Raw genomic sequence first — 21,452 nt, forward strand, 5'->3', positions numbered from 1 at the left:
TGCTTCAGGCGGAATCGGCGGCCACGCGCAGCGCCTGCCGCAGGTCGAACCGTCCTGCATAGAGCGCCTTGCCCATGATCGCACCCTCGACACCGGTCGAGACCAGCTGAGCCAGCGCGGCGACATCCTCGAGGGAGGATATCCCGCCCGAGGCGACCACCGGTTTCGCCGTGCGTCGGCAGACCTGCGCCAGCAGTTCGGTGTTGGGGCCGCGCAGCGTGCCGTCCTTGGTCACGTCGGTGACCACATAGCGCGGGCACCCGGCGTCCTCGAGACGCTCGAGCACCTCCCACAGATTGCCACCCTCCCGTGTCCAGCCGCGGGCGGCCAAGGTCTCTCCACGGACGTCGAGGCCCACGGCGATGGCCTCGCCGTGACGCTCAATCGCCCGCGCGGTCCACTCGGGATCCTCCAAGGCCGCTGTGCCGAGGTTGACCCGGCTCGCCCCGAGCTCAAGGGCGCGCTCCAGCGACTCGTCGTCGCGGATCCCCCCGGAGAGCTCGATACGAATGTCCAGGTCACGGACCACCCGGTTCATCACCGCACGGTTGTCACCGCGGCCGAAGGCTGCGTCGAGGTCTACCAGATGGATCCACTCTGCCCCCTGTTCCTGCCAGGTCAGGGCCGCCTCGAGAGGATCTCCGTAGCCGGTCTCAGAACCGGACTCGCCCTGCACCAGGCGCACCGCCTGGCCACCGGCGACGTCGACGGCGGGCAGCAGCTCCAGGGCCGGCACAGCGGCAGATTCCGGGCGCGGCTCAGGGGCAGAACCAGTAGCGCTATCAGACATGGACGGGGACTCCTTGCGGGGTGGAGGACGGAATAGGCTGACGGGGGACGTTCACGAGCCGGGGCGGCTCAGGCTGTGTGGTCTCGGGGTCTATAATCTCAAGCTCTGTGTTCTCAAGATCTTTGTTCTCAGGTTCTGTGCAATACCGCGGATTGGCTCCATCACAGGTGCTCAGACACAGGTACACAGACACAAGTATTCAGAGGCTCGTGCGAGGCTGCCCTCAGAGTGTGCTGATCCAATTGCGCAGCAGCCGCAGGCCGGCCTCACCGGACTTCTCGGGGTGGAACTGTGTGGCGCTGAGCGGACCGTTCTCCACAGCAGCGATGAAATCTGCGCCGTGATGGGCCCAGGTGACCGCAGGTGCGCGCATCGCCGTGGACTGCTGATCGAAATCCCAGGACTGCACGGCATAGGAGTGGACGAAGTAGAAACGCTCGTCCTCGATCCCGTCGAAGAGCACCGTGCCCTGCGGGGGCCGCACCGTGTTCCACCCCATATGAGGGACGACCACGTCATCAGGCAGTGCGGTGACCTCACCGGGCCACTCCCCCATACCCTCGGCTGTCTCTCCATGCTCTACTCCGCGGTCGAAGAGCACCTGATGGCCCACGCAGATGCCGAGCACCGGCCGCCCACCGGCGATCCGGCGGCCGATCCACCGGGGCGCATCGATCGCGCGCAAGGCCTCGATCACCGCACCGAAGGCACCCACACCGGGCACCACCAGACCATCAGCGGCGAGAACGGCATCGGTGTCCCGGGTCAGCGAGACGGAGGCACCGGAGTGCTCCAACGCACGCAGCGCCGAATGCACATTGCCCGATCCGTAGTCGAGGACGACAACCTCAGGCTGCGCCATCACAGCGCTCCCTTGGTCGAGGGAATCGCGTCCGTACGCGGATCAGGCTCCACAGCCTGACGCAGCGCCCGGGCGAAGGCTTTGAACTGCGCTTCGACGATGTGGTGCGGGTCGCGTCCGGCCAACACCCGCATGTGCAGGCAGATGCCGGCGTGGTAGGTCATGGATTCGAAGACGTGACGTGTCAGGGATCCGGTGAAGTGGCCACCGATCAGGTGGTACTGCTGGCCTTCGGGCTCTCCAGAATGCACCAGGTACGGCCGTCCGGAGACGTCGACGACTGCTTCGGCCAGGGCCTCGTCCAGGGGGACACTGGCTTGCCCGAAGCGCCGGATGCCGGCCTTGTTCCCCAGGGCCGTGCGTAGCACCTCACCGATGACGATCGCGGTGTCCTCCACAGTGTGGTGGACATCGATGTCAGTGTCTCCTGTGGCCTCGACCTGCAGGTCGATCAGGGAGTGCTTGGACAGCGCAGTGAGCATGTGGTCGTAGAAGGGCACTGTGGTGGAGATCTCCGAACGGCCGCTGCCGTCGAGATCCATGCGGACCGCCACGGAGGATTCGCTGGTGACACGCTCCATCCGAGCGATGCGGTCGGAGATGAGTTCTGCTGCCATGGCTCCTGCTCATGCGGGGTGCGGTGATGTCCTCAGGGTGTCGGATATGCGCAGACGATTCTACGCGGTCTCCGCGGGCTCAGTGCTCAGCTGAGATATCGGCGCAGGGACTCCAGGAAGGCTGTGGTCTCGCCCTGCGTCCCGGCGGTGACCCGCAGGTGACCATCGATGCCGATCTCGCGGACGAGGATGCCGTCATCGAGCAGGTGCCGCCAGGCGGCGTGGGCATCATCCAGCCCACCGAAGAAGACGAAGTTCGCATCCGACGGGGCCGGAGTCAGCCCCATCTGCTGCAGTTCGGTGACGATGCGGTCACGCTGAGCCTTGATGCGCTCCACATTGGCCATCAGCGCCGATGCGTGATCCAGCGCCGCCTCCGCCGTCGCCTGAGTCAGCGCAGAGAGGTGATAGGGCAAGCGCACCAGACGCAGAGCGTCGGCGACCTCGGGGGCGGCGGCGAGATATCCCAGCCGTCCCCCCGCTAGGGCGAAGGCCTTGCTCATCGTCCGCGAGACGATCAGCCGGGGCCGTCCGGGAAGCAGTTCCAGAGCCGAGGGGGTCTCGGCCTGGCGGAACTCGCCGTAGGCCTCGTCGACGACGATCATGGTGGCGGAGTCGTCCCCGGCCTCATAGGCCGCCTCGACGACGTCGAGACCCACAGCCGTGCCGGTGGGATTATTCGGGGAGCAGAGGATCACCACCTGGGGCCGGTGCTCTCGGATCTGGTCGGCCACATTCTCCGGTGTCTGAACGAAATCTTCGCCCCTGATGCCGGCGATGTACTGACTGTATGTACCGCGCGCATAGAGCGGGTACATCGAGTACGTCGGGGGGAAGGCCAGCACTGAGCGCCCCGGGCCTGCGAAGGCCTGCAGGATGTGCTGCATAATCTCGTTGGAACCGTTGGCGGCCCAGATGTTCTCTGCACTCAGGCCGTGGCCGAGGAAGCCAGCGAGCTTCTCGCGCAGACTGGTGAACTCCCGGTCCGGATAGCGGTTGAGGCCAGCTGCGGCCTTACGAACACCGGCGGTGACCGCCTCGACCACTTCCTGCGGCATGGGGTAGGTGGTCTCGTTGACGTTGAGCATCACCGGAACACTCAGCTGCGGGGCACCGTAGGGATGCTGGCCGCGCAGTTCGTCCCGCAGCGGAAGCGCCTGCCACCGCTGCTCAGAGGAATCCTCAGCTGCTGGCACGTCAACGGGCGGGTTCAGGTCGTCGCGAGATGGAGAGGTCACGGCCTCATCCTAGCGAGGACCTAGGCGGATGAGGCCATCACGGTGGGACGCCTCACACAGATCACGGCTGAACGGGGATGTAGAGCTGCTGACCCGGCTGCAGTTCTGAGGAGTCGAGATCATTGAGCTCAGCGATCTGGGTGATCAACGTCTGAACATCCTCCTCAGAATCCACCCGTGATGCCACGCTCCAGAGCGTATCGCCGTGAGAGACGTCGACAACCTCGGCCTCGACGCCTACTGGAGCGCCTTCGGAGGCCTGCACCTGATTCGCCGCGGCACCTGCCACCAGACCTAGAGCGATCAGCCCCAGAACGGCGGTGAGCAGGATCGGCATGCCGATCAACAGCAGACGACCCCGCCGGGTCAGGGTGAGGCGTGCGGGCATCACGGCCGTCGCCGCCGTCGTTGCGGAGGAATGCGAATGACGCATGGGGAAGCACCTCTCTCATGGGCCGGCAGACCGACCCGAAGTTCGAAGTTGTGTTCTATTTCTAGCACATATATTCGATGGATATCCAGACACACGTTCGAATCTGCTGTCTCATGCCCGGAATCTCCCGTAGCCTGAGGGCATCATTCGAACCGATGTTCGGATGCTGTGACCGAACAGGTGCGGATCCACCGGGTCGGCGAACACCAGCCCCTTGAGACTGGCTCCGCATCCCGAGGACCACTCCACCAGGGACCTCTGACATCTCTTCGGCCACAGCCTTCGTCCATCAGTTCTGCCCCACCCGGAGGAGAGGTACTGAAGATGGCGTCGGCAGAGCCGCAGGAGACGACAGGCAAGCCGCTGACCGAGCGGCAGCGCAGCATCGTGGACATCATTCAGACGTCCCTGGCTGAACGCAGCTATCCCCCGTCGATGCGAGAGATCGGTGACGCCTGCGGTCTGGCTTCACTGTCTTCGGTGACCCACCAGCTGGCCCGCCTGCAGGAGTTGGGCTATCTGCGTCGTGTGCCCGGGCGCCCGCGGGCCATGGAGGTCATCCGGGATTCCTCGGGCCGCCTGCTCGCCCAGGAGGACGTTCAGGGAGAGAACGAGGAGCGCAGCGAGAACCGCTCCGGCGGCTATGGCCGGACCCGCGCGGCCGCTGAGGACACCACCGTGGTGGACCTCGATCCCTACCGCGAGCAGGCAGATTCCCGACTGTCGGAGATTCCGGTGGTCGGGCGCATCGCCGCCGGTGGGCCGATCCTCGCCGAGCAGCATGTTGAGGACATCATGCCGCTGCCACGACAGCTCACCGGTGAAGGTGAGCTGTTCATGCTGCAGGTCCGCGGAGACTCGATGATCGAGGCCGGCATCTTCGAAGACGACTGGGTGGTGGTGCGGCGTCAGCAGAGCGCCGAGAACGGCGACATCGTCGCTGCGCTCCTGGAGGAGGAGGCCACGGTCAAGACCCTGCGCCGTCGGGACGGACACCAGTGGCTGCTGCCGCAGAACCGTGCCTATGAACCCATCCTCGGTGATGAGGCTCTCATCATGGGAAAGGTCGTCACTGTGCTGCGCAGCCTCTGAGGAGAACTACTCGTCAGAGGCTGCGCCCTGCCTCACCTGCGGTCCACAGCTTCACTGCACCTGAGACAGCCGACGCAGCGCCCCGGTCACGACGTCGCGGTCCGTCGTGGACCAGAAATCCGGCATGGAACGGCGCAGGAACCCACCGTAACGGGCGGTGGCCAGGCGGGAATCCAGCACGGCCAGGACGCCGCGATCCTCCGCGGTACGGATGAGTCGGCCCGCGCCCTGGGCCAGACGGGTGGCCGCGTGAGTGGCCGAGACCTGCATGAACCCGTTGCCGCCGGCCCGCGAGACCTCCTGGGTCCGAGCGCTCATCAGCGGATCGTCCGGCCGCGGGAAGGGAATCCTGTCGATGGCGACCAGACGGCAGGCTCGTCCGGGCACATCGACACCCTGCCAGAGGCTGAGCGTGCCGAACAGGCAGGTCTTCTCCTCCTCGGCGAACTGACGCACCAGCGCCGACATCGTCCCCTCCCCCTGACAAAGAATGGGCACATCCAGGCGCTCGCGCAGCTCCTGCGCAGCCTCCTCTGCAGCCCGGCGCGAGGAGAACAGGGCCAGCGCCGCACCACCAGAGGCCTCGATGAGCTCTGCCAGCTCCTCCCGCTGCTGCGAGGCCGTGGTCATTGAGGGGGCCGGTAGGTGGGAGGCCACGTAGAGCATGCCCTGCCGGGGATAGTCGAAGGGACTGCCGACGTCGACGCCTTGCCACCGCGGGGCCTTCTCCCCCAAGAGGCCCAGCGAGCCTGCCACCGGATCGAAGCTCTCCCCCACAGTCAGAGTCGCCGAGGTCAGCACCACAGTGCGATCGTTGAACAGCCCCTCGCGCAGCCGGCCGGCCACTGTGGTCGGAGCGACGTAGATGATGGGCGGCTCCTCAGGATCAGACTCCCGGTAGCCGATCCCCGGGGTGAACCGACCCGGTCGGCTCAGCCAGATCACGTCCGGGGTGTCCTCAGCCTCCACCATCCGTGCGGCAGTGTCATGCACGGCCTGCAACCGCGACCGCGCAGTGGTCCGACCGGCATCGGCCTCTGACTCGCTCGACTGCCGAGTGTCTGAGAGCAGCGTCCGGGAGGCGTTACGCGTCAGCTCCAAGGCCTGGCGCTGCTGCAGGTCCAGGCCACGCGTCAGAAGCCCGGACTGACGTCCATGGAAAGCGGCATCGAGGACCGCCGCAGCCGAGACGAGATCATCGGGTTGGGCGTCGGTATGGCGGCGCACAGAGGTCGCGGCCGCGCGGATGGCCTGCCCGGAGAGCTGTTCGGTGACCGCCGAGGTCACTCGTTCGGCCAGCTCGTGAGCCTCGTCGACGATGACCGCATCATGCTCCGGCAGGACGGCAAGACCTTCGAAGGCGTCGATCGCGAGCATCGCATGATTGGTCACCACGACGTCGGCGTCCTGGGCTCGCTCTCGGGCCAATTCGGAGAAGCACTCGGCGGCCAACGGGCACTTCCGCGCACCGAGGCAGTCCACTGCGCTGACCGATACCTGCCGCCAGGCACGGTCAGAGACACCCTCCTCGAGATCGTCGCGGTCCCCGGTCTCCGTCTCCTCAGCCCACTCGCGCAGCCGGGTGACCGCACGGCCCAATGCCGTCCCCGGTCCTGCCGCTGCGGCCGGCTCCCCCGGCTCGGTGCCGAAGGCGAAGAGGGTGTGATCGTCTTCCTCAGGGAATCCGCCGTCGAGCTTATGCCGACACAGATAGTTGGCACGGCCCTTCACCAGCGCGACCTCCACTGTGCGGTCGAGCTGATCGCCGATGCTGCCCAGAAGCCGTGGAAGATCGCGGCCCATGATCTGAGCCTGCAGCGCCAGAGTCGCCGTGGAGATCAGCACCGGCTTCTCAGACTCCAGTGCATGGACCACCGCCGGGACCAGATAGGCCAGTGATTTGCCCGTCCCCGTGCCCGCCTGGACGAGCAGGTGCCGCTGCTGACGCAGCGACGTCGCCACCTCAGCGGTCATCTTCTGCTGTCCGGGGCGTGTCACTCCACCCATCGCGGCCACTGCGTGATTCAAGAGCTCAGCAGAGCGCAGATGAGCAGTGGAGGCTGTGGCCGGCATATCAGCGACGCTCCTCATCACGCTGGGCAGACGCATCGCTGACGGCAACGTCGCCCCTGGTGGCGGACTCATCAGCGGGGACGGCGACGCGGTACTTCTCGATCTCAGCGGCCAGCTCCGGACGGACCCGCACACTCAGCCGTGTCCCCTCGGCCAGGTACTGGGAGGATAAGATCTCCGCGTCCTCACCGTGCAGACGCGAGACGACATCGCCGTCGGCGTAGGGCACCAGCAGTTCCATCGCCACATTCGGCCGCGGGATGGAGCTGCTGATCAGCTGACGCAGCTCATCGATGCCCTCACCAGTCCGGGCCGAGACCAGAACCGTGTGAGGCTCGCGGCGGCGGATCCGCTCGATGACGTGGTCCTCGGCCATATCAGCCTTGTTGAGCACGATGATCTCATCGACCAGATGGGCCTCGACCTCGGTGAGCACCTCGCGCACCGCACGGATCTGCGCCTCCGGCTCAGGGTGGGAGGCGTCGACGACGTGGAGGATCAGGTCCGACTCCGCGACCTCCTCGAGAGTCGAACGGAAGGCCTCCACCAGCTGAGTGGGCAGCTGACGGACGAACCCGACGGTGTCGGAGAGGGTGTACCCGATGCCGTCAGGAGTGCTCGCCCGCCGGACGGTCGGGTCCAGTGTGGCGAACAGGGCGTTCTCCACCAGGACACCGGCGTCTGTGAGCCGATTGAGCAGCGAGGACTTCCCCGCGTTGGTGTAGCCCGCGATGGCCACAGAGGGCACCGCGTGGCGCCGCCGGTTGGCGCGCTTAGCCTCCCGGGCAGGTTTCATCGCCGCGATGTCGCGCCGCAGCTTGGCCATGCGCTTGTGGATGCGACGCCGGTCCAGCTCGATCTGCGTCTCACCGGGCCCGCGGGAGCCGATTCCACCGCCCGCGGCACCGACCTGACCACCGGCCTGACGGGACAGCGAGCCACCCCAACCGCGCAGCCGGGGCAGCATGTATTCCATCTGGGCCAGCTCCACCTGTGCTTTGCCCTCGCGGGACTTGGCGTGCTGGGCGAAGATATCGAGGATCAGGCCGGTGCGGTCGATGACTTTGACCTTGACGATGTCCTCCAGCGCACGCCGCTGGGACGGTGCCAGCTCTGAGTCGACGATGACGGTGTCAGCGCCAAGCTCAGCCACCGCATGACGTATCTGCTCAGCCTTACCGGAGCCGAAGTAGGTCCCCGGATCGGGCAGGCTTCGTTTCTGGATGAACCCTTCGAGGACCGTCGAGCCCGCCGTCTCGGCCAGCGCGGAGAGCTCCCGCAGGGAATGCTCAGCCTCCTCCACCGGGCCGGCCATCCACAGTCCCGCCAGAACGACCCGCTCCAGGCGCAGCTGGCGGTACTCGACCTCGGTGATGTCCTCAAGCTCGGTGGAGAGCCCCTCGACGCGGCGCAGCGAGCGACGTTCGAAGAGGTCGAGCTGCTCGTCGTCTTCGGTGAAGCCGGTGTGCTCCTGCTGCAGTTCCCGGGCCTGGGTATCGAGGGGGCCGGAGCGTCGGCTGCCCTCAGCGGCGAGGATCCGCTCGATCACCGCGTCCACCGCGTCGTCGGACTGCCCCGCATCGTCGGACTGCACCGCATCGGCAGGCTGCCCCGTCTCAGCAGGCTGAGCATCATCAGCGGAGTGGGCAGTATCCGCTGGTTGATCAGCACCGGCGGCGGAGTCACCAGCGGCAGGTGGATCCGTACTCTCCGTGAAGTCCGGGGTATCTGCCGGTTCTGGGGTGTGGTGGTTCTCGGTCATAGTCTCCTTGGGGGCCTCTCGCCGAGGCAGCGGGCCCTTGAGCAGGGCGTCGCTCCATTCTACGAGCCGGCCCGGGCGTCATCAGCGCATGCTGAGGTCTCTGTGGAGTACGGGAAGGCTGTGGAAGAGGCTGCTGATCGTCACGGACAGGGTCGACGCCGGCCCCGAGGCCTCACTCCGCGAGGCGGGACCGTTGCGGGGGTCTCAGATCCAGTGCAGCCACATGCACCTCATCGTAGCCGATACGATCACATCGTGAGCTCCGAGCACTATTTCTCCGCTTCTCCTGATTCTGCGATGCGACGGCGTGATATCGACGTCGTCCTCGAAGGACACCGACGCACCGTGGTGACCGCCGGAGGCATCTTCTCCCCGGAGGGGATCGACCGCGGCACGCAGGTGCTGCTGCGTCACGCTCCAGATCCCGCTGCTGCGGGACACCTGCTGGACATCGGCTGTGGGTGGGGGCCGATCGCTCTGACTCTGGCGCTGCGCTCCCCGGAGGCCACCGTCTGGGCGGTGGACGTCAATGAACGGGCAAGGCTGCTCTGCGCGGAGAACGCGGCGCGGCTGGGCCTGGACAACATCGAGGTCATGGCACCGGAGCAGGTGCCCTCAGGGGTACGGTTCGAGACGATCTGGTCCAATCCGCCGATACGTGTGGGCAAGCAGGTGCTCCACGATCTGTTGCAGCTGTGGCTTCCCCGGCTTGCCGATGACGCCGAAGCCTGGCTGGTGGTCCAGAAGAACCTCGGCGCCGACTCGCTGCTGACCTGGGTCCGGTCGATGCTCGCTTCAGTGGGCGAGGATTTCACCGCTGACCGGCCCGAAACGGACAAGGGGTACCGTCTGCTGCGGGTCAGCAGACAGTCCAGGGGCTGAGCCGCAGCAGAGGTCTCAGGCCAGGGTGAGATGCGCGACGATCTCCGCCGGACCGGAGAGCTCCACGTTCTCTGCCCCGTCAGGACGGGCCAAGAAACTCACCCGCACCACTCCGCCGGGCACACCGACGTCCCAGGTGTCGACGCCGTCGCCGGCGGCCCAGACACGCACGGCGGCCGCGGCGGCGCAGGCACCGCTGCCGCAGGACATCGTCTCCCCCACCCCGCGCTCATGGACACGCATCCGCACTGCGCCGATGCCCTGGTCCACCAGCGGCTCCGAAGGCACCACGAACTCGACATTGGTCCCGTTGCCGGGAGCCGGGTCGACGGTGGGGGCCTGAGCCAGGTCCAGCTGCTCCAGGGCGCGATCATCCGGCAGGGCGACGACGGTATGGGGGTTACCCAGCGAGATGGACAGCCCCGGACGCGGGTCCTCCAGACCCGCCGCCATGACCAGAGCATCTGAGGCCTCGGTACGGGCGAGCTCGGGATCGATGAAGGACCAGACTCCCATACCGACGGCGTAGCCCTCCGGCACCTTGCGCATGGTACGCACCCCGGCCCGGGTGAGGATGAGCAGCTCCTCGCCCTGCTCCAGCTCCACCCATCCCTGGGTCACCAGCAGATGGGCGAAGGCACGCACCCCGTTGCCGCACATCTCAGCGATGGACCCGTCACCGTTGTGGTAGTCCATGAACCAGATCCGCTCCCCGGGCTCATGGGCCGGAGAGTCAGCGATCTCCGATTCCCAGCGGCTGAGCAGCTCACGCCCGTCGGCGTCCTGATCGGCCGGTACGGCACGGATCGCGCCGTCGCCTCCGATGCCTAAGTGCCGATCGCACAGGGCCGAGACCTGCTCAGGGTTCAGGGGGCGCTGACCGTCGGGGTCGACGAACATCACGAAGTCATTGCCGGTCGCGTGGGCTTTGACCGCACGCAGTCCGGTCAGCGCATCCAAAGCCTGCTGGTGGTGGGGCTGGGACGCGGCCACAGGGTCAGTCACAGAGTCTCCTCGGGAGCAACGGAGGTCTTCAGGGCGGTGGTCTTCAGGCCAGTGGTCATCAGGGCACAACCCTCAGGGCAGTGCGCCTTCAAGGTGCAACAGCGCAGCCTGGGTGATCTGTTCCGCAGTACGGTGGTCATCGACGTCGATCCAGGTGATGCGCGGATCCGCGCGGAACCAGGTCTCTTGGCGGCGAGCGAGACGCCGGGTGGCGATGACGGTCTGTTCACGTGCCTCGTCACGGCTCAGCTCGCCGTCGAGGACTGCGAGGAACTGTTGATAGCCGATGGCCTCCGAGGCCGTCTTCCCCTCCCGCAGGCCCTGCTCCACCAGGCGGGAGACTTCGGCCTCGAGGCCCTGCGCCTGCATGGCTTCCACGCGATGGGCGATCCTGGAGTGCAGCAGTTCGCGTGGCAGGCGCAGCCCCAGTTGGACCACCGGTGTCATCGACTCATGATGAACGCGCCGGGGCATGAACGAGGCGAAGCTGCGTCCGGTGAGGGTGACCACTTCCAGTGCCCGGATCAGGCGACGATCATCGCGCACGGTCTGTGCGGAGTCGGGATCGAGGCGGGCCAGCTCGGCGCGCAGCACGTCGGGGCCTTCCTCGGCGCAGCGACGGCTCAGCTGGGCACGCAGATCGGGATCGGTGGGTGGGAAGTCGATCTCGTCCAGGGCAGCTCGTACGTAGAGTCCCGACCCGCCGACCATGATCGGGGTTCGGCCGCGGCCGCGGATCTGGTGGACGAGCTGGCGGGCACGGCGCTGATAGTCCGCGACGGAGGCTTCTTCACGCACCTCGAGCACATCGATGAGGTGGTGGGGCACGCCCTGAGCCTCGGCGGAGGTCACCTTGGCTGTGCCGATGTCCATGCCCCGGTAGAGCTGCATGGAGTCGGCGCTGATCACCTCGCCGTCGAACCGCTGAGCCAGCGCGATCCCGAGGGCGGACTTCCCCGAGGCCGTGGGACCCACCACGACGACCATCGGCGGCTGCGACGTCACCTGAGAGCCTCAGACGGCGGGACGCAGACTGGGCATGCCCAGGGAGACCGCCCCCGGCGCACCTCCGCCGACCTGGGTGGTGCCCACTGCGCAGGACTCCGCCTGTGACCGGTCCCAGGCCTCACCTGCCCGGGAGCGTCGCAGCGTGTACTGCTCCGGTGCGGGATCCGCCAGCAGGTAGAAGCCGGCCGCCTCGGTGATCGGCACGGTGACGAAGTCCCCGGGCCGGGGCACCGGTGCACCGTCCGGCACCGAGAAATGCACCAACCGGTGATCGGGGGCCCGACCGCTGAGCCGACCGGTCTGCCCGCCCTTGGTACCGGAGTCCGCGGTCACCAGCAGCTCCTGGACACTGCCGATGCGGGCGGCGTTTTCCTCGGCCGTGATCCGGTCCTGCAAGGCCACCAGGCGTTCGAAGCGCCGCTGCACCACGTCTTTGGGAATCTGCTCGGTCATCTCGGCTGCCGGGGTGCCGGGCCGTGGCGAGTACTGGAAGGTGAACGCGGAGGAGAACCGGGAGGCTTCCACGACACGCATGGTCTGCTCGAAGTCCTCCTCGGTCTCACCCGGGAAGCCGACGATGATGTCCGTGGTGACCGCCGCCTCCGGGATCCGGTCACGGACCTTCTCCAAGATGCCGAGGAACCGGCGGGAACGATAGGACCGGCGCATGGCCTTCAGCACCGTGTCCGATCCGGACTGCAGAGGCATATGCAGCTGCGGCATCACGTTCGGAGTCTCTGCCATGGCTTCGATGACGTCATCGGTGAACGAGGCAGGATGTGGACTGGTGAACCGCACACGTTCGAGCCCTTCGATCTCACCGCAGGCCCGCAGCAGTTTCGCAAAGGCGCCGCGGTCGCCGAACTCGACGCCGTAGGTGTTGACGTTCTGCCCCAGCAGTGTGACTTCGACGGCGCCGTCGTCGACCAGTGCCTGGACCTCGGCCAGGATCTCCCCCGGACGGCGGTCGCGCTCCTTACCGCGCAGGGAGGGCACGATGCAGAAGGTGCAGGTGTTGTTACAGCCGACAGAGATCGACACCCACCCGGAATAGACCGCATCGCGTTTGGTGGGCAAGGTCGAGGGAAAGGTCTCCAGCGATTCCAGGATCTCGATCTCGGCGGCCTCATTGTGCCGAGAACGTTCCAGCAGCGTGGGCAGTGCACCGATGTTGTGCGTGCCGAAGACCACGTCCACCCAGGGCGCCCGTTCCTGGACGGTGCGCTGATCCTTCTGCGCCAAACACCCGCCGACGGCGATCTGCAGATCCTCGTGGGCGTCCTTGACCGGGCGCAGTTGACCGAGATGTCCGTACAGCCGGTTGTCCGCGTTCTCCCGCACTGCGCAGGTGTTGAAGACGATGAGGTTCGGCGTCGTGGACTCATCCGGGTGTGGCCGGTATCCGGCCTCCTCCAGAAGACCGGAGATCCGCTCGGAATCGTGGACGTTCATCTGGCAGCCGAAAGTGCGCACCTGGTAGGTGCGGTCACGGGTTTCAGTCATCGGGATACTCGCTGATCTGCCTGCGGGTGCGTGGAAATGCGTCATCTGCGCAGTCGATTGTACGCGCCTTCTGCACAGGGCTCAGGCTCAGGTGCTGTCAGGCCGTCCGCTCCTCCATCACCTCACGGACCAGGCGCAGCGCCGTGGAGGGGGAATGACCCCTGCGGCCGAGCATCGAGACCAGCCGCCGAGACTGCCGCTCTCTCTCGCGGCGATCCTCAGGGTTGTGTCCGGCCGGAATCACCGTGTCTCCGAGCTTCTTCTCCAGCAACTCTCGTGCCACGGCCTCCTCATCCTCAGCGCTGAGCTGGGCCACAGCCTCTTCGATGAGCGGCTCGGCGACTCCCCGGCCCGCCAGCTCATGCCGCAGTGCGGTGGCACCGAGGCCCTTAGTCTGGTGACGAGTGCGGACCCAGACCCGCGCGAATTCGGCGTCGTCGATGAGGCCGACCTCTTCCATCCGGTCCAGGACCGCGGACGAGGTCGCCTCATCGAACTCCTTCTCACGCAGAGCTTCAGCCAGCTGATGACGGCTCTTCGCCGAGCCGGTGAGCTTGCGCAGCACAACCTGACGTGCGGCGTCGTAGTCCGAGGCACGGCTGCTCTCTGCGCCGACCACGTCCGTCGCCTCCGACGGTGAAGAACTCCCGGAGAGCGAGTGATGACCTTCTGCCGGTTCGGCCTCGATACGGGCCATCGCCTCCCGCAGCGCGGAGATCGTCCCCTGTTGGGCAGGCTCTGGCGCGTGGTGGCTCTCCTGTGCCATCACAGAGCTCAGGCAGTGCCGTCGACGGCGTGGAGCTCAGGTGCCTCATCCTGCGATTCGGCCGGCTGAAGGATCCCCATCTTCTCTTTGATGCGCCGTTCGATCTCATCGGCGAGGTCCGGATTGTCTTTGAGGAAATGCCGGGCCTTCTCCTTGCCCTGACCGAGCTGGTCACCGTCGTAGGTGAACCAGGCCCCGGACTTCTTGACCAGGCCTTCTTCGACTCCGACGTCGATGAGCCCTCCCTCACGCGAGATGCCCTCGCCGTAGAGGATGTCGAACTCGGCCTGCTTGAACGGCGGGGCCATCTTATTCTTCACGATCTTGGCCCGGGTGCGGTTACCCACCGCGTTGGCGCCTTCCTTCAGCGTCTCGATGCGCCGCACGTCCACACGGACCGAGGAGTAGAACTTCAGCGCCTTACCGCCGGAGGTGGTCTCCGGGGAACCGAAGAACACACCGACCTTCTCCCGGAGCTGGTTGATGAAGATCGCCGTGGTCTTGGACTGTGCCAACCGTCCGGTGATCTTCCGCAGAGCCTGGGACATCAGCCGCGCCTGAAGGCCGACGTGGCTGTCCCCCATCTCTCCCTCGATCTCAGCGCGGGGCACCAGCGCGGCGACGGAGTCGATGACCACGATGTCCAAGGAGCCCGAGGAGACCAGCATGTCCATGATCTCCAGGGCCTGCTCACCGGTGTCCGGCTGGGAGACCAGCAGGGAATCGGTGTCCACGCCCAGCTTCGCCGCGTAGATCGGGTCCAGGGCATGCTCAGCGTCGATGAACGCGGCGATCCCGCCGTTCTTCTGCGCATTGGCCACAGCGTGCAGAGCCACCGTCGTCTTACCCGAGGACTCCGGGCCGTAGATCTCTACGACTCGGCCGCGCGGGAACCCGCCGATGCCCAGAGCACCGTCCATGGCGATGGAGGAGGTCGAGATGGTCTCGATAGGTGCGCGGGTCTCATCGCCCAGGCGCATCACCGAGCCCTTGCCATACTGCTTATCGATCTGGGCCAGCGCTGCTTCCAGCGCCTTCTGCCGGTCCTGGCTCACTGCCATCTTCACACCTCACATGACGTCGTTATCTGCCGAAGCATCCCCGCATCGCACCACGAACCGGTCTGGTGACCAGACTGCGACAGAGGACTCTGCTTCCTTCCGCTCCCGAGACTACGGGGAACCTCTGACATCGGGAGCACTCGGAGCTGCTTCTGTGGAGAACTCGCTGACAGACCCTGTCCGCAAGTGACCTGTGGAAGAGCCTACCCGAGGCAGTCGAACATAGCTTCGAAGGATCGACGGCGTGTCTGCACAGCATCTGCACCGTGGCGCCTCAACGGCGCGGCGGAACGTCCTTGCCCAAACGGCGCTCGGCCGGGACGTCCTGCTGATCGCAGACGGACTCCCACACCTCCCGGGCCGGTATTCCGGCGTCCAGGGCCTGGGTGACGGTGAGCTGGTGGGCGCTCAGCACGAGAGTGTCCGCCAGCACATGGGCGTAGGAGGCGCCGAACTCTCCCTCCATGAGCCACCAGAAATGACTCAGTCGCATCCGATCAGCCGTCCTATGCCGTAGCCGCCCTATGCTGTATCCGCCGCGGCGCCACGGGAAGCCTGCTGGTCGGCATCGAAGGCGACGTAGGTGTCGTTCAGCCGCTCCACCAGCGCACGGAGCTCAGCGATCTCCCTGTCATCCCAGGTCTCGAGCATCGCCAAGTACTGCTCGGTCCGTTCCGCCTGAGCACTCTCCAGACGACGCCGGCCCTCAGCCGAGAGATCCAGCTGCTGGGCCCGGCCGTCATCGGGATCTGCAGTCTTGTTCGCCCAACCGCGTGCGGTCAGCACGCTGAGCTGACGAGACAACGTAGGCTTGCCGACGCCTAAGTGGCGGGACAATGACGTCATCCGCATCGGGCCCTGATGCTGCAGAGTCGCCAGCAACGTGTAGGACGCCGGCTCGATCTCCGGATCGATGGCGCGGGTCAGCTGCAGCGCGTTGGATCGGCGGCGGATGAACAGCCGATTGAACTCGTATTCCAATGCACTGACTGTCTGGCGTCTGGCGTCACTGCCCATAGTTCTCATCGTAGTCCTCCCGCGGCCCTCCTCGGATCAAGACACCCGCTGCCGAGCTGCGCCGTTCGGCGGACCCAGAGCGTTCCCCGGGCATCGTCGTAGCTCCCAGACATACGAAGGCCCCGGAGCGTCAACACGACCGGGGCCTTCGACATCGGTGGTGCTACCGGCGCAGAGCCGATCGCACCCCTGTCAACACGTACCGGGCGCCGGCGTCAGCGCCGGGCGCGAGGATCAGGCTCAGCTGCTGCGAGCGAACTCCGCCTGGGTGAGCTCATCCGGAACACCATCGGGCACCACGGCCTGGCCGAATTCGCGCTGCAGCTCGGTGGGCACCGTGTCCGGCACGCCTTCTGCCAGTGCGATGCGCTCGGCCACCTGACCGAGCATGGCCGACAACGGTACGTCCAGGGCGACGCAGATGGAGGCCAGAAGCTCCGAAGAGGCTTCCTTCTGGCCACGCTCGACCTCGGAGAGGTACCCGAGGGAGACGCGGGCCCCGTGCGAGACATCACGCAGAGTCCGGCCTTCGGCCTGACGGATGCTGCGCAGCACATCGCCGATCTCCTGGCGCAGCACCACGCCTTTGGCCTCCGGAGATTCCACACCGGAGACGGCGTCCTCGGCGACGTCCTTCCACCGCGTCACGCCGTTGATGGTCACTGGCTGTCTCACCATGAACACTCACTTTCGTGGAGGATGAGGGGTTTCTCATGCACCTGAAGACGGGAGCCGACTCCGCCGTGCTGGGCAGAACAACCGAGCGGGCGGCGGATTTGTTCCCACCCTACTGAACAGTGCTGGTCTCTGCCGCGATGCCACCTAGGAGATCTCTGAAGAGCCTCAGGGCGGCCTCGACGGCGCCAGCCCGGATCTCCGCGCGGTCACCGCTGAGATGACAGGGCACCGCTATGCACTGCACCGCTATGTACTGCACCGCTATGTACTGCACCGACAGGTGCTGTGACGTCCCGTGCAGGCCCTGGCCGGGAGCCGGCGGGACCGAGAGGCGCCGCGACTGCCAGGTGGCCCCGGCCGGCGTATCAGATGGGAGAGACAGCCTGCTGTGACCGTCTGCGCTCTCCCGGCGGAGCGCTGCGCCGATCCACACTGTGCCCACCGGCTTGCCCTGGTGCGGCTCGGGGCCGGCGACGCCGGTGGTGGAGAGACCCACATCGGCACGCAGTCTGGACACCGCTCCGCAGGCCATCTGCCGGGCGACCTCGGGGTCCACCGCACCTGAGGTGCCGAGTACCTCAGCATCCACGCCGAGCAGTTCGGCCTTGACCTCATTGGTATAGGAGACCACCGCCCCACGCAGCACCGAGGAGACCCCGGGAACCTCGGCGAACCGTGAGCAGAGGCCCCCCGCAGTCAGAGATTCGGCCGTGGCGACGGTGAGGCCGAGCGCCTCACAGCGAGCCACCAATGCCGCGTCATCGACCGGATGCGAGGTCATCGAGGAGGTTCTTCGTCGGGGCCAGCGGCATCGGTGGGACCGCGGAGATCAGCAGCATCAGCTCGCCGTGATGCCCCACTGCCCGGCGCTGCGTCCCCCGGTGCCGCATCCCCGGAGGCTGTGTCCCGCTGCTCTGACACCCGCGCGCTGCTGCGCAGCCGCGCCGCCTGGACCACATAATCGACACCGGTGATCAGGGTGACCACCAACGCCGCGATCATGATCCAGAACGCGACAGCGGCCAACCAGTCAGCGATGACCACCAGCGGCAGCAGCATCAGCTGCAGCCCGGCGCTCTGCAGCACCGTCTTGAGCTTGCCACCACGCGAGGCCGGCATCACGCCGTAGCGGATCACCACCATCCGCAGCACGGTGATCCCCAGCTCTCGAACCAGGATGAGGATGGTCACCCACCACGGCAGCTCCTGGAGCACTGAGAGCATGACAAGCCCTGAGCCGATGAGCAGCTTATCGGCGATCGGATCGGCGATCTTGCCGAAGTCGGTGATGAGGTTCCGCGAACGCGCCAGATCACCGTCGATCTTGTCAGTGATCATCGCCGCGGCGAAGACACCCGCAGCAGCCCAGCGCCAGCCGCCGTTCTGTGCCTCCAGGCCGCCCGGACCAGTGCTCTCGGCATCAAGAAGCAGCAGCGCCACGAAGAGCGGCACCATGATGATGCGCACCATGGTGAGCACATTGGCGATATTGAACAGCGGAACGTGATGTTCCGGCGTCGGCGTGCTCACGGATCGGTCCTCTCAGCGGCTCAGCGGCCGGTCAGCTGCCAGGCGTCGTAGTCCCCGGTCGGGGAACTGTCATGACCGTCATAGTAGCTGTCCACTTCAGGCAGTGCCTGGGTACGCTCGGCCACGTCCCGGGCGATGAGGTCAGCGCTTGAGAGCCCCGAGACGGTGGAGCCTCCCTGCGGTGCCGGCGCATCGGCACGCGGCACCGTGGCAGGAATCTCACCGCTCTCCTCACCGGAGGTCTTGACCACGTCCTGCTCATAGGCCTCCGGCGCATCCTCAGACGGTGCCGCCGAAGGAGGGTCCTCACCCTGGATGGTGGCCAGCACGCCCGGCAGCTCCTCCACGGTGACCAGCACGTCACGCGCCTTGGACCCCTCGGAGGGCCCGACCACGCCGCGGGACTCCATGAGATCCATCAGCCGGCCGGCCTTGGCGAAACCCACGCGCAGCTTACGCTGCAGCATCGAGGTGGAACCGAACTGGGTGGTGACGACCAGCTCGGTGGCCTGCAGCAGCAGGTCGAGGTCATCGCCGATGTCCTCGTCGATCTCCTTCTTCGCCTTCTCCGGGATGACGTCATCGCGGTACTGCGCCTTCAGCTGCGACTTCACGTGCTCGACCACTGAGTGGATCTCCGACTCATTGACCCAGGCACCCTGCACACGCATCGGTTTGGCCATGCCCATGGGCAGGAAGAGGGCGTCACCCTGGCCGAGCAGCTTATCCGCGCCGGCCGAGTCCAACACGACCCGAGAGTCGGTGACCGAGGAGACCGCGAAGGCCATCCGCGAGGGCACGTTGGCCTTGATCAGACCGGTGACCACGTTCACCGAAGGACGCTGAGTAGCCAGCACCAGGTGGATGCCGGCGGCACGCGCCAGCTGGGTGATCCGAACGATGGAGTCTTCGACGTCCCGGGGGGCGACCATCATCAGATCGGCCAGCTCGTCGACGATCACCAACAGATACGGGTAGGGCCGCAGCTCCCGCTGTGAATCCGGCGGCAGCTGGATCTTCCCGGCGCGCACCGCCTTATTGAAGTCGTCGACGTGCTTGTACCCGAAGTGGGCCAGATCGTCGTAGCGGTTATCCATCTCCTTGACGACCCACTGCAGCGCCTCGGCAGCCTTCTTCGGATCGGTGATGATGGGGGTCACCAGATGCGGCACACCCTCATAGGCGGTGAGCTCCACACGTTTGGGATCGACCATGACCATGCGCACCTCATCCGGCGTCGCACGCATCAGCACTGAGGTGACCATCGAGTTGACAAAGGCGGACTTACCGGCGCCGGTGGCACCGGCGACGAGCAGGTGCGGCATCTTGGCGAGGTTGGCGACGACGTAGCCGCCCTCGACGTCCTTGCCCACCCCCATGACCATGGGGTGTTCGGTCTTGCGTGCCGCATTGGAGCGCAGCACATCACCGAGTGCGACCACTTCCTTGTCCGAGTTCGGGATCTCCACACCGATCGCGGACTTACCGGGGATCGGTGACAGGATGCGGACGTCGGTGGAGGCCACCGCATAAGCGATGTTCTTCTCCAGCTTGGTGACCTTCTCTACGCGGGTACCCGCCGCGACCTCGATCTCATAGCGGGTCACCGTCGGCCCCCGGGAGAAACCTGTGACCTCAGCATCGACCCCGAACTGCTGCAGGGTGTGGTTCAGCGAGGCGACGACGTCGTCGTTGGCACTGGTGTGCTCCTTGGGCGGCGGACCGGCCGGCAGCATGGACTGATCCGGCAGAGTGTAGGTGACCTCACCGGCAAGCTCGAGCTGCTCGGAGCGTACCGGCATATCAGCCGCCGGTGCGGGGCGCTCCGGCGCGGCAGTGGCCGCAGGCCGGGCCGCAGTGTGCGCCGCCGTGGCTGGAGCACCGGCCGCCACCACCTCAGTGGCGGCGGTCTCGGCCGAACCGGAGTCATCGGCGCCGGGCTGAGGCTGGGCGCGCTCACGAGCGCGGCGGATAGCCGCCTCCTGAGCGGTGGGCCGTTTCACACCGGGAGGGACGTCGCGGGCGTGCGGGGGTCTCGGCTCTGCCCCGGCGGCGGTGTCACCCTCCGATTCCAACACCTCATCGAAGGCTCCGGCCTGGGCGCGAGCGGCCTGCTGGGACTCACCAGAGCCGAAGGCCTCTTCTTCGCCGGACTCCTGATCCTGATGATCTTGGGCGTCCTCCGGCCGGCCGCCGAACATCCGGGAGAACACTCCCCCGCGGCGCTTCTGCGGCCCTGCCTCCTCGGCACGGGCTTCACCGGCACGAGCTTCACCGGCACCGAGCGTCTCAGCGCCGGGCTCCTCCGCACGAGGTGCCGCGGACGGTCGCTTCGCAGCGGCTGCGGACGCGGGCGGATCCTGGCGCAGAGCGGGTTCGCGCTTCTCTCCCACCACATAGTCCTGAGCCACGCGCAGACGGTCCGGGATGCTGCGCAGCGGAGTATCGGTGAGCACGAGAATTCCGGCGAGCAGCAGCAGGGCGAAGAGCGGCCACAGCGGATAGGCGGTGATCAGAGAAGCCAGTGGCACTGTCATCAGGTAGCCGACGATGCCCCCGGAGGTGAGCATCTCCTCGAATGCGGAGTGCAGCGTGGGCAGGCCGTAGGACAGATGGGCGATGGCCGCGGCGGAGAGCAGGATGAGCCCCTGGCCGATGGCGATGCGGCCGTTGGCGTCGTGGTCCAGGGGGTGACGGATATAACGGATCGCGGTGATGCTCAGCGCCACCGGCAGCAGCACAGCCGCCCAGCCGAAGGTGCCCGCAGCCGCCGCATGCACGAGGTCCACGGCGACGTGGTCCACCTGCCGCGCACCCCACCACTCGACGACGGCGATCACCGCAGCCAGCACGATGAACACCAGGGCGGCGCCGTCACGGCGCTCCGCCACGGGGATCTCCTGACGCCGGCCCACGGACCGCACGGCGGTGGCCACCGGGGTCGCCACCGCCATCCACATACCTCGCAGGGCAGTGAGCAGGAGGTTTCCGCGAGGACTCTGCGGCGGCTCAGCCGCTGTGGAGCCGCGTGTGGACGTCTTCGCGCGGCCGCCGGAACTCTTGGACGAAGCCTTGGTGGATCCGTCGGCGGAGGCGGCGCGCGAGGGGGAAGTACGTGTCGCCATGGTCTCCAAC

At 66.6% G+C, this 21,452-nt stretch carries 20 protein-coding genes; 2 read left to right on the forward strand and 18 right to left on the reverse strand.

Annotated elements, in window-relative coordinates:
- Positions 1 to 4 precede the first annotated feature (4 nt).
- The 5 genes from priA to RIL96_RS00080 all read right to left on the reverse strand — a co-directional run bounded on the left by priA (position 5) and on the right by RIL96_RS00080 (position 3,940).
- A complete protein-coding gene (priA, locus tag RIL96_RS00060) occupies positions 5 to 790 on the reverse strand; it encodes a bifunctional 1-(5-phosphoribosyl)-5-((5-phosphoribosylamino)methylideneamino)imidazole-4-carboxamide isomerase/phosphoribosylanthranilate isomerase PriA (RefSeq protein WP_310546957.1) in 786 nt (261 codons plus the stop codon).
- A 223-nt stretch (positions 791 to 1,013) separates the two neighbouring features.
- On the reverse strand, positions 1,014 to 1,652 hold the full coding sequence (gene hisH / locus RIL96_RS00065; RefSeq protein ID WP_310546958.1) for an imidazole glycerol phosphate synthase subunit HisH: 639 nt from the start codon (positions 1,650 to 1,652) through the stop codon (positions 1,014 to 1,016).
- Complete coding sequence (gene hisB, locus RIL96_RS00070; RefSeq protein ID WP_310546959.1) at positions 1,652 to 2,269, reverse strand: imidazoleglycerol-phosphate dehydratase HisB; 618 nt, start codon at positions 2,267 to 2,269, stop codon at positions 1,652 to 1,654. The genes hisH and hisB overlap by 1 nt, the downstream gene beginning before the upstream one ends.
- A gap of 86 nt (positions 2,270 to 2,355) precedes the next feature.
- Positions 2,356 to 3,465 carry a histidinol-phosphate transaminase gene (locus RIL96_RS00075; protein ID WP_310547419.1) on the reverse strand — a complete coding sequence of 370 codons (1,110 nt, stop codon included), beginning with the start codon at positions 3,463 to 3,465 and terminating at the stop codon, positions 2,356 to 2,358.
- Between the two features lie 103 nt (positions 3,466 to 3,568).
- A complete protein-coding gene (locus RIL96_RS00080; protein WP_310546960.1) occupies positions 3,569 to 3,940 on the reverse strand; it encodes a LysM peptidoglycan-binding domain-containing protein in 372 nt (123 codons plus the stop codon).
- A gap of 324 nt (positions 3,941 to 4,264) precedes the next feature.
- Here RIL96_RS00080 and lexA point away from each other — a divergent pair, with 324 nt between their 5' ends.
- Positions 4,265 to 5,032 (forward strand): transcriptional repressor LexA, encoded by a 768-nt coding sequence (lexA, locus tag RIL96_RS00085; RefSeq protein ID WP_310546961.1) that lies wholly within the window; start codon positions 4,265 to 4,267, stop codon positions 5,030 to 5,032.
- Between the two features lie 51 nt (positions 5,033 to 5,083).
- Here the strand turns inward: lexA and RIL96_RS00090 are convergent, their stop codons facing one another.
- Positions 5,084 to 7,105 (reverse strand): ATP-dependent DNA helicase, encoded by a 2,022-nt coding sequence (locus tag RIL96_RS00090; protein WP_310546962.1) that lies wholly within the window; start codon positions 7,103 to 7,105, stop codon positions 5,084 to 5,086.
- Between the two features lies 1 nt (position 7,106).
- The gene (hflX, locus tag RIL96_RS00095) at positions 7,107 to 8,867 is read right to left on the reverse strand and encodes a GTPase HflX (RefSeq protein ID WP_310546963.1); all 1,761 of its coding nucleotides are present in this window, start codon (positions 8,865 to 8,867) and stop codon (positions 7,107 to 7,109) included.
- Positions 8,868 to 9,122: 255 nt separating this feature from the next.
- On the opposite strand from hflX, the gene RIL96_RS00100 reads away from it, so the two are divergent.
- Positions 9,123 to 9,749 carry a class I SAM-dependent methyltransferase gene (locus tag RIL96_RS00100; RefSeq protein ID WP_310546964.1) on the forward strand — a complete coding sequence of 209 codons (627 nt, stop codon included), beginning with the start codon at positions 9,123 to 9,125 and terminating at the stop codon, positions 9,747 to 9,749.
- Between the two features lie 15 nt (positions 9,750 to 9,764).
- Here RIL96_RS00100 and dapF read toward each other — a convergent pair whose 3' ends face one another.
- From dapF to RIL96_RS00155, 11 genes are all read right to left on the reverse strand, one after another.
- On the reverse strand, positions 9,765 to 10,754 hold the full coding sequence (gene dapF, locus RIL96_RS00105; RefSeq protein WP_310546965.1) for a diaminopimelate epimerase: 990 nt from the start codon (positions 10,752 to 10,754) through the stop codon (positions 9,765 to 9,767).
- 72 nt (positions 10,755 to 10,826) lie between these two features.
- Entirely contained in the window at positions 10,827 to 11,741 is a 915-nt protein-coding gene (gene miaA, locus RIL96_RS00110; protein WP_310547420.1) for a tRNA (adenosine(37)-N6)-dimethylallyltransferase MiaA, read from the reverse strand.
- 27 nt (positions 11,742 to 11,768) lie between these two features.
- The gene (miaB, locus tag RIL96_RS00115) at positions 11,769 to 13,265 is read right to left on the reverse strand and encodes a tRNA (N6-isopentenyl adenosine(37)-C2)-methylthiotransferase MiaB (protein ID WP_310546966.1); all 1,497 of its coding nucleotides are present in this window, start codon (positions 13,263 to 13,265) and stop codon (positions 11,769 to 11,771) included.
- A gap of 97 nt (positions 13,266 to 13,362) precedes the next feature.
- Entirely contained in the window at positions 13,363 to 14,031 is a 669-nt protein-coding gene (locus tag RIL96_RS00120) for a regulatory protein RecX (RefSeq protein WP_310546968.1), read from the reverse strand.
- Between the two features lie 8 nt (positions 14,032 to 14,039).
- Positions 14,040 to 15,092 carry a recombinase RecA gene (gene recA / locus RIL96_RS00125; protein ID WP_310546969.1) on the reverse strand — a complete coding sequence of 351 codons (1,053 nt, stop codon included), beginning with the start codon at positions 15,090 to 15,092 and terminating at the stop codon, positions 14,040 to 14,042.
- A 274-nt stretch (positions 15,093 to 15,366) separates the two neighbouring features.
- Entirely contained in the window at positions 15,367 to 15,585 is a 219-nt protein-coding gene (locus RIL96_RS00130; protein WP_310546970.1) for a DUF3046 domain-containing protein, read from the reverse strand.
- Between the two features lie 29 nt (positions 15,586 to 15,614).
- Positions 15,615 to 16,109 carry a MarR family winged helix-turn-helix transcriptional regulator gene (locus tag RIL96_RS00135; RefSeq protein WP_310546971.1) on the reverse strand — a complete coding sequence of 165 codons (495 nt, stop codon included), beginning with the start codon at positions 16,107 to 16,109 and terminating at the stop codon, positions 15,615 to 15,617.
- A 240-nt stretch (positions 16,110 to 16,349) separates the two neighbouring features.
- A complete protein-coding gene (locus RIL96_RS00140) occupies positions 16,350 to 16,787 on the reverse strand; it encodes a helix-turn-helix domain-containing protein (RefSeq protein WP_310546972.1) in 438 nt (145 codons plus the stop codon).
- A gap of 109 nt (positions 16,788 to 16,896) precedes the next feature.
- Positions 16,897 to 17,568: a CinA family protein gene (locus RIL96_RS00145; RefSeq protein ID WP_310546973.1), complete on the reverse strand. Its 672-nt coding sequence runs from the start codon at positions 17,566 to 17,568 to the stop codon at positions 16,897 to 16,899.
- Positions 17,565 to 18,317: a CDP-diacylglycerol--glycerol-3-phosphate 3-phosphatidyltransferase gene (gene pgsA, locus RIL96_RS00150; RefSeq protein ID WP_310546974.1), complete on the reverse strand. Its 753-nt coding sequence runs from the start codon at positions 18,315 to 18,317 to the stop codon at positions 17,565 to 17,567. The genes RIL96_RS00145 and pgsA overlap by 4 nt, the downstream gene beginning before the upstream one ends.
- Positions 18,318 to 18,337: 20 nt before the next feature.
- On the reverse strand, positions 18,338 to 21,442 hold the full coding sequence (locus RIL96_RS00155) for an FtsK/SpoIIIE family DNA translocase (protein WP_310546975.1): 3,105 nt from the start codon (positions 21,440 to 21,442) through the stop codon (positions 18,338 to 18,340).
- Positions 21,443 to 21,452 lie beyond the last annotated feature (10 nt).

It is taken from the genome of Nesterenkonia aerolata, assembly GCF_031470965.1.
GTDB classification, from domain to species: Bacteria; Actinomycetota; Actinomycetes; order Actinomycetales; family Micrococcaceae; genus Nesterenkonia; species Nesterenkonia aerolata.

Bases quoted from the DNA above. Each gene is read 5' to 3' on its own strand.
- priA (WP_310546957.1), bottom strand. From the start codon at position 790: ATGTCTGATAGCGCTACTGGTTCTGCCCCTGAGCCGCGCCCGGAATCT.
- hisH (WP_310546958.1), bottom strand. From the start codon at position 1,652: ATGGCGCAGCCTGAGGTTGTCGTCCTCGACTACGGATCGGGCAATGTG.
- hisB (WP_310546959.1), bottom strand. From the start codon at position 2,269: ATGGCAGCAGAACTCATCTCCGACCGCATCGCTCGGATGGAGCGTGTC.
- RIL96_RS00080 (WP_310546960.1), bottom strand. From the start codon at position 3,940: ATGCGTCATTCGCATTCCTCCGCAACGACGGCGGCGACGGCCGTGATG.
- lexA (WP_310546961.1), top strand. From the start codon at position 4,265: ATGGCGTCGGCAGAGCCGCAGGAGACGACAGGCAAGCCGCTGACCGAG.
- RIL96_RS00090 (WP_310546962.1), bottom strand. From the start codon at position 7,105: ATGCCGGCCACAGCCTCCACTGCTCATCTGCGCTCTGCTGAGCTCTTG.
- hflX (WP_310546963.1), bottom strand. From the start codon at position 8,867: ATGACCGAGAACCACCACACCCCAGAACCGGCAGATACCCCGGACTTC.
- miaA (WP_310547420.1), bottom strand. From the start codon at position 11,741: ATGGTCGTCGTGGTGGGTCCCACGGCCTCGGGGAAGTCCGCCCTCGGG.
- miaB (WP_310546966.1), bottom strand. From the start codon at position 13,265: ATGACTGAAACCCGTGACCGCACCTACCAGGTGCGCACTTTCGGCTGC.
- RIL96_RS00120 (WP_310546968.1), bottom strand. From the start codon at position 14,031: ATGGCACAGGAGAGCCACCACGCGCCAGAGCCTGCCCAACAGGGGACG.
- recA (WP_310546969.1), bottom strand. From the start codon at position 15,092: ATGGCAGTGAGCCAGGACCGGCAGAAGGCGCTGGAAGCAGCGCTGGCC.
- RIL96_RS00130 (WP_310546970.1), bottom strand. From the start codon at position 15,585: ATGCGACTGAGTCATTTCTGGTGGCTCATGGAGGGAGAGTTCGGCGCC.
- RIL96_RS00135 (WP_310546971.1), bottom strand. From the start codon at position 16,109: ATGGGCAGTGACGCCAGACGCCAGACAGTCAGTGCATTGGAATACGAG.
- RIL96_RS00140 (WP_310546972.1), bottom strand. From the start codon at position 16,787: ATGGTGAGACAGCCAGTGACCATCAACGGCGTGACGCGGTGGAAGGAC.
- RIL96_RS00145 (WP_310546973.1), bottom strand. From the start codon at position 17,568: ATGACCTCGCATCCGGTCGATGACGCGGCATTGGTGGCTCGCTGTGAG.
- RIL96_RS00155 (WP_310546975.1), bottom strand. From the start codon at position 21,442: ATGGCGACACGTACTTCCCCCTCGCGCGCCGCCTCCGCCGACGGATCC.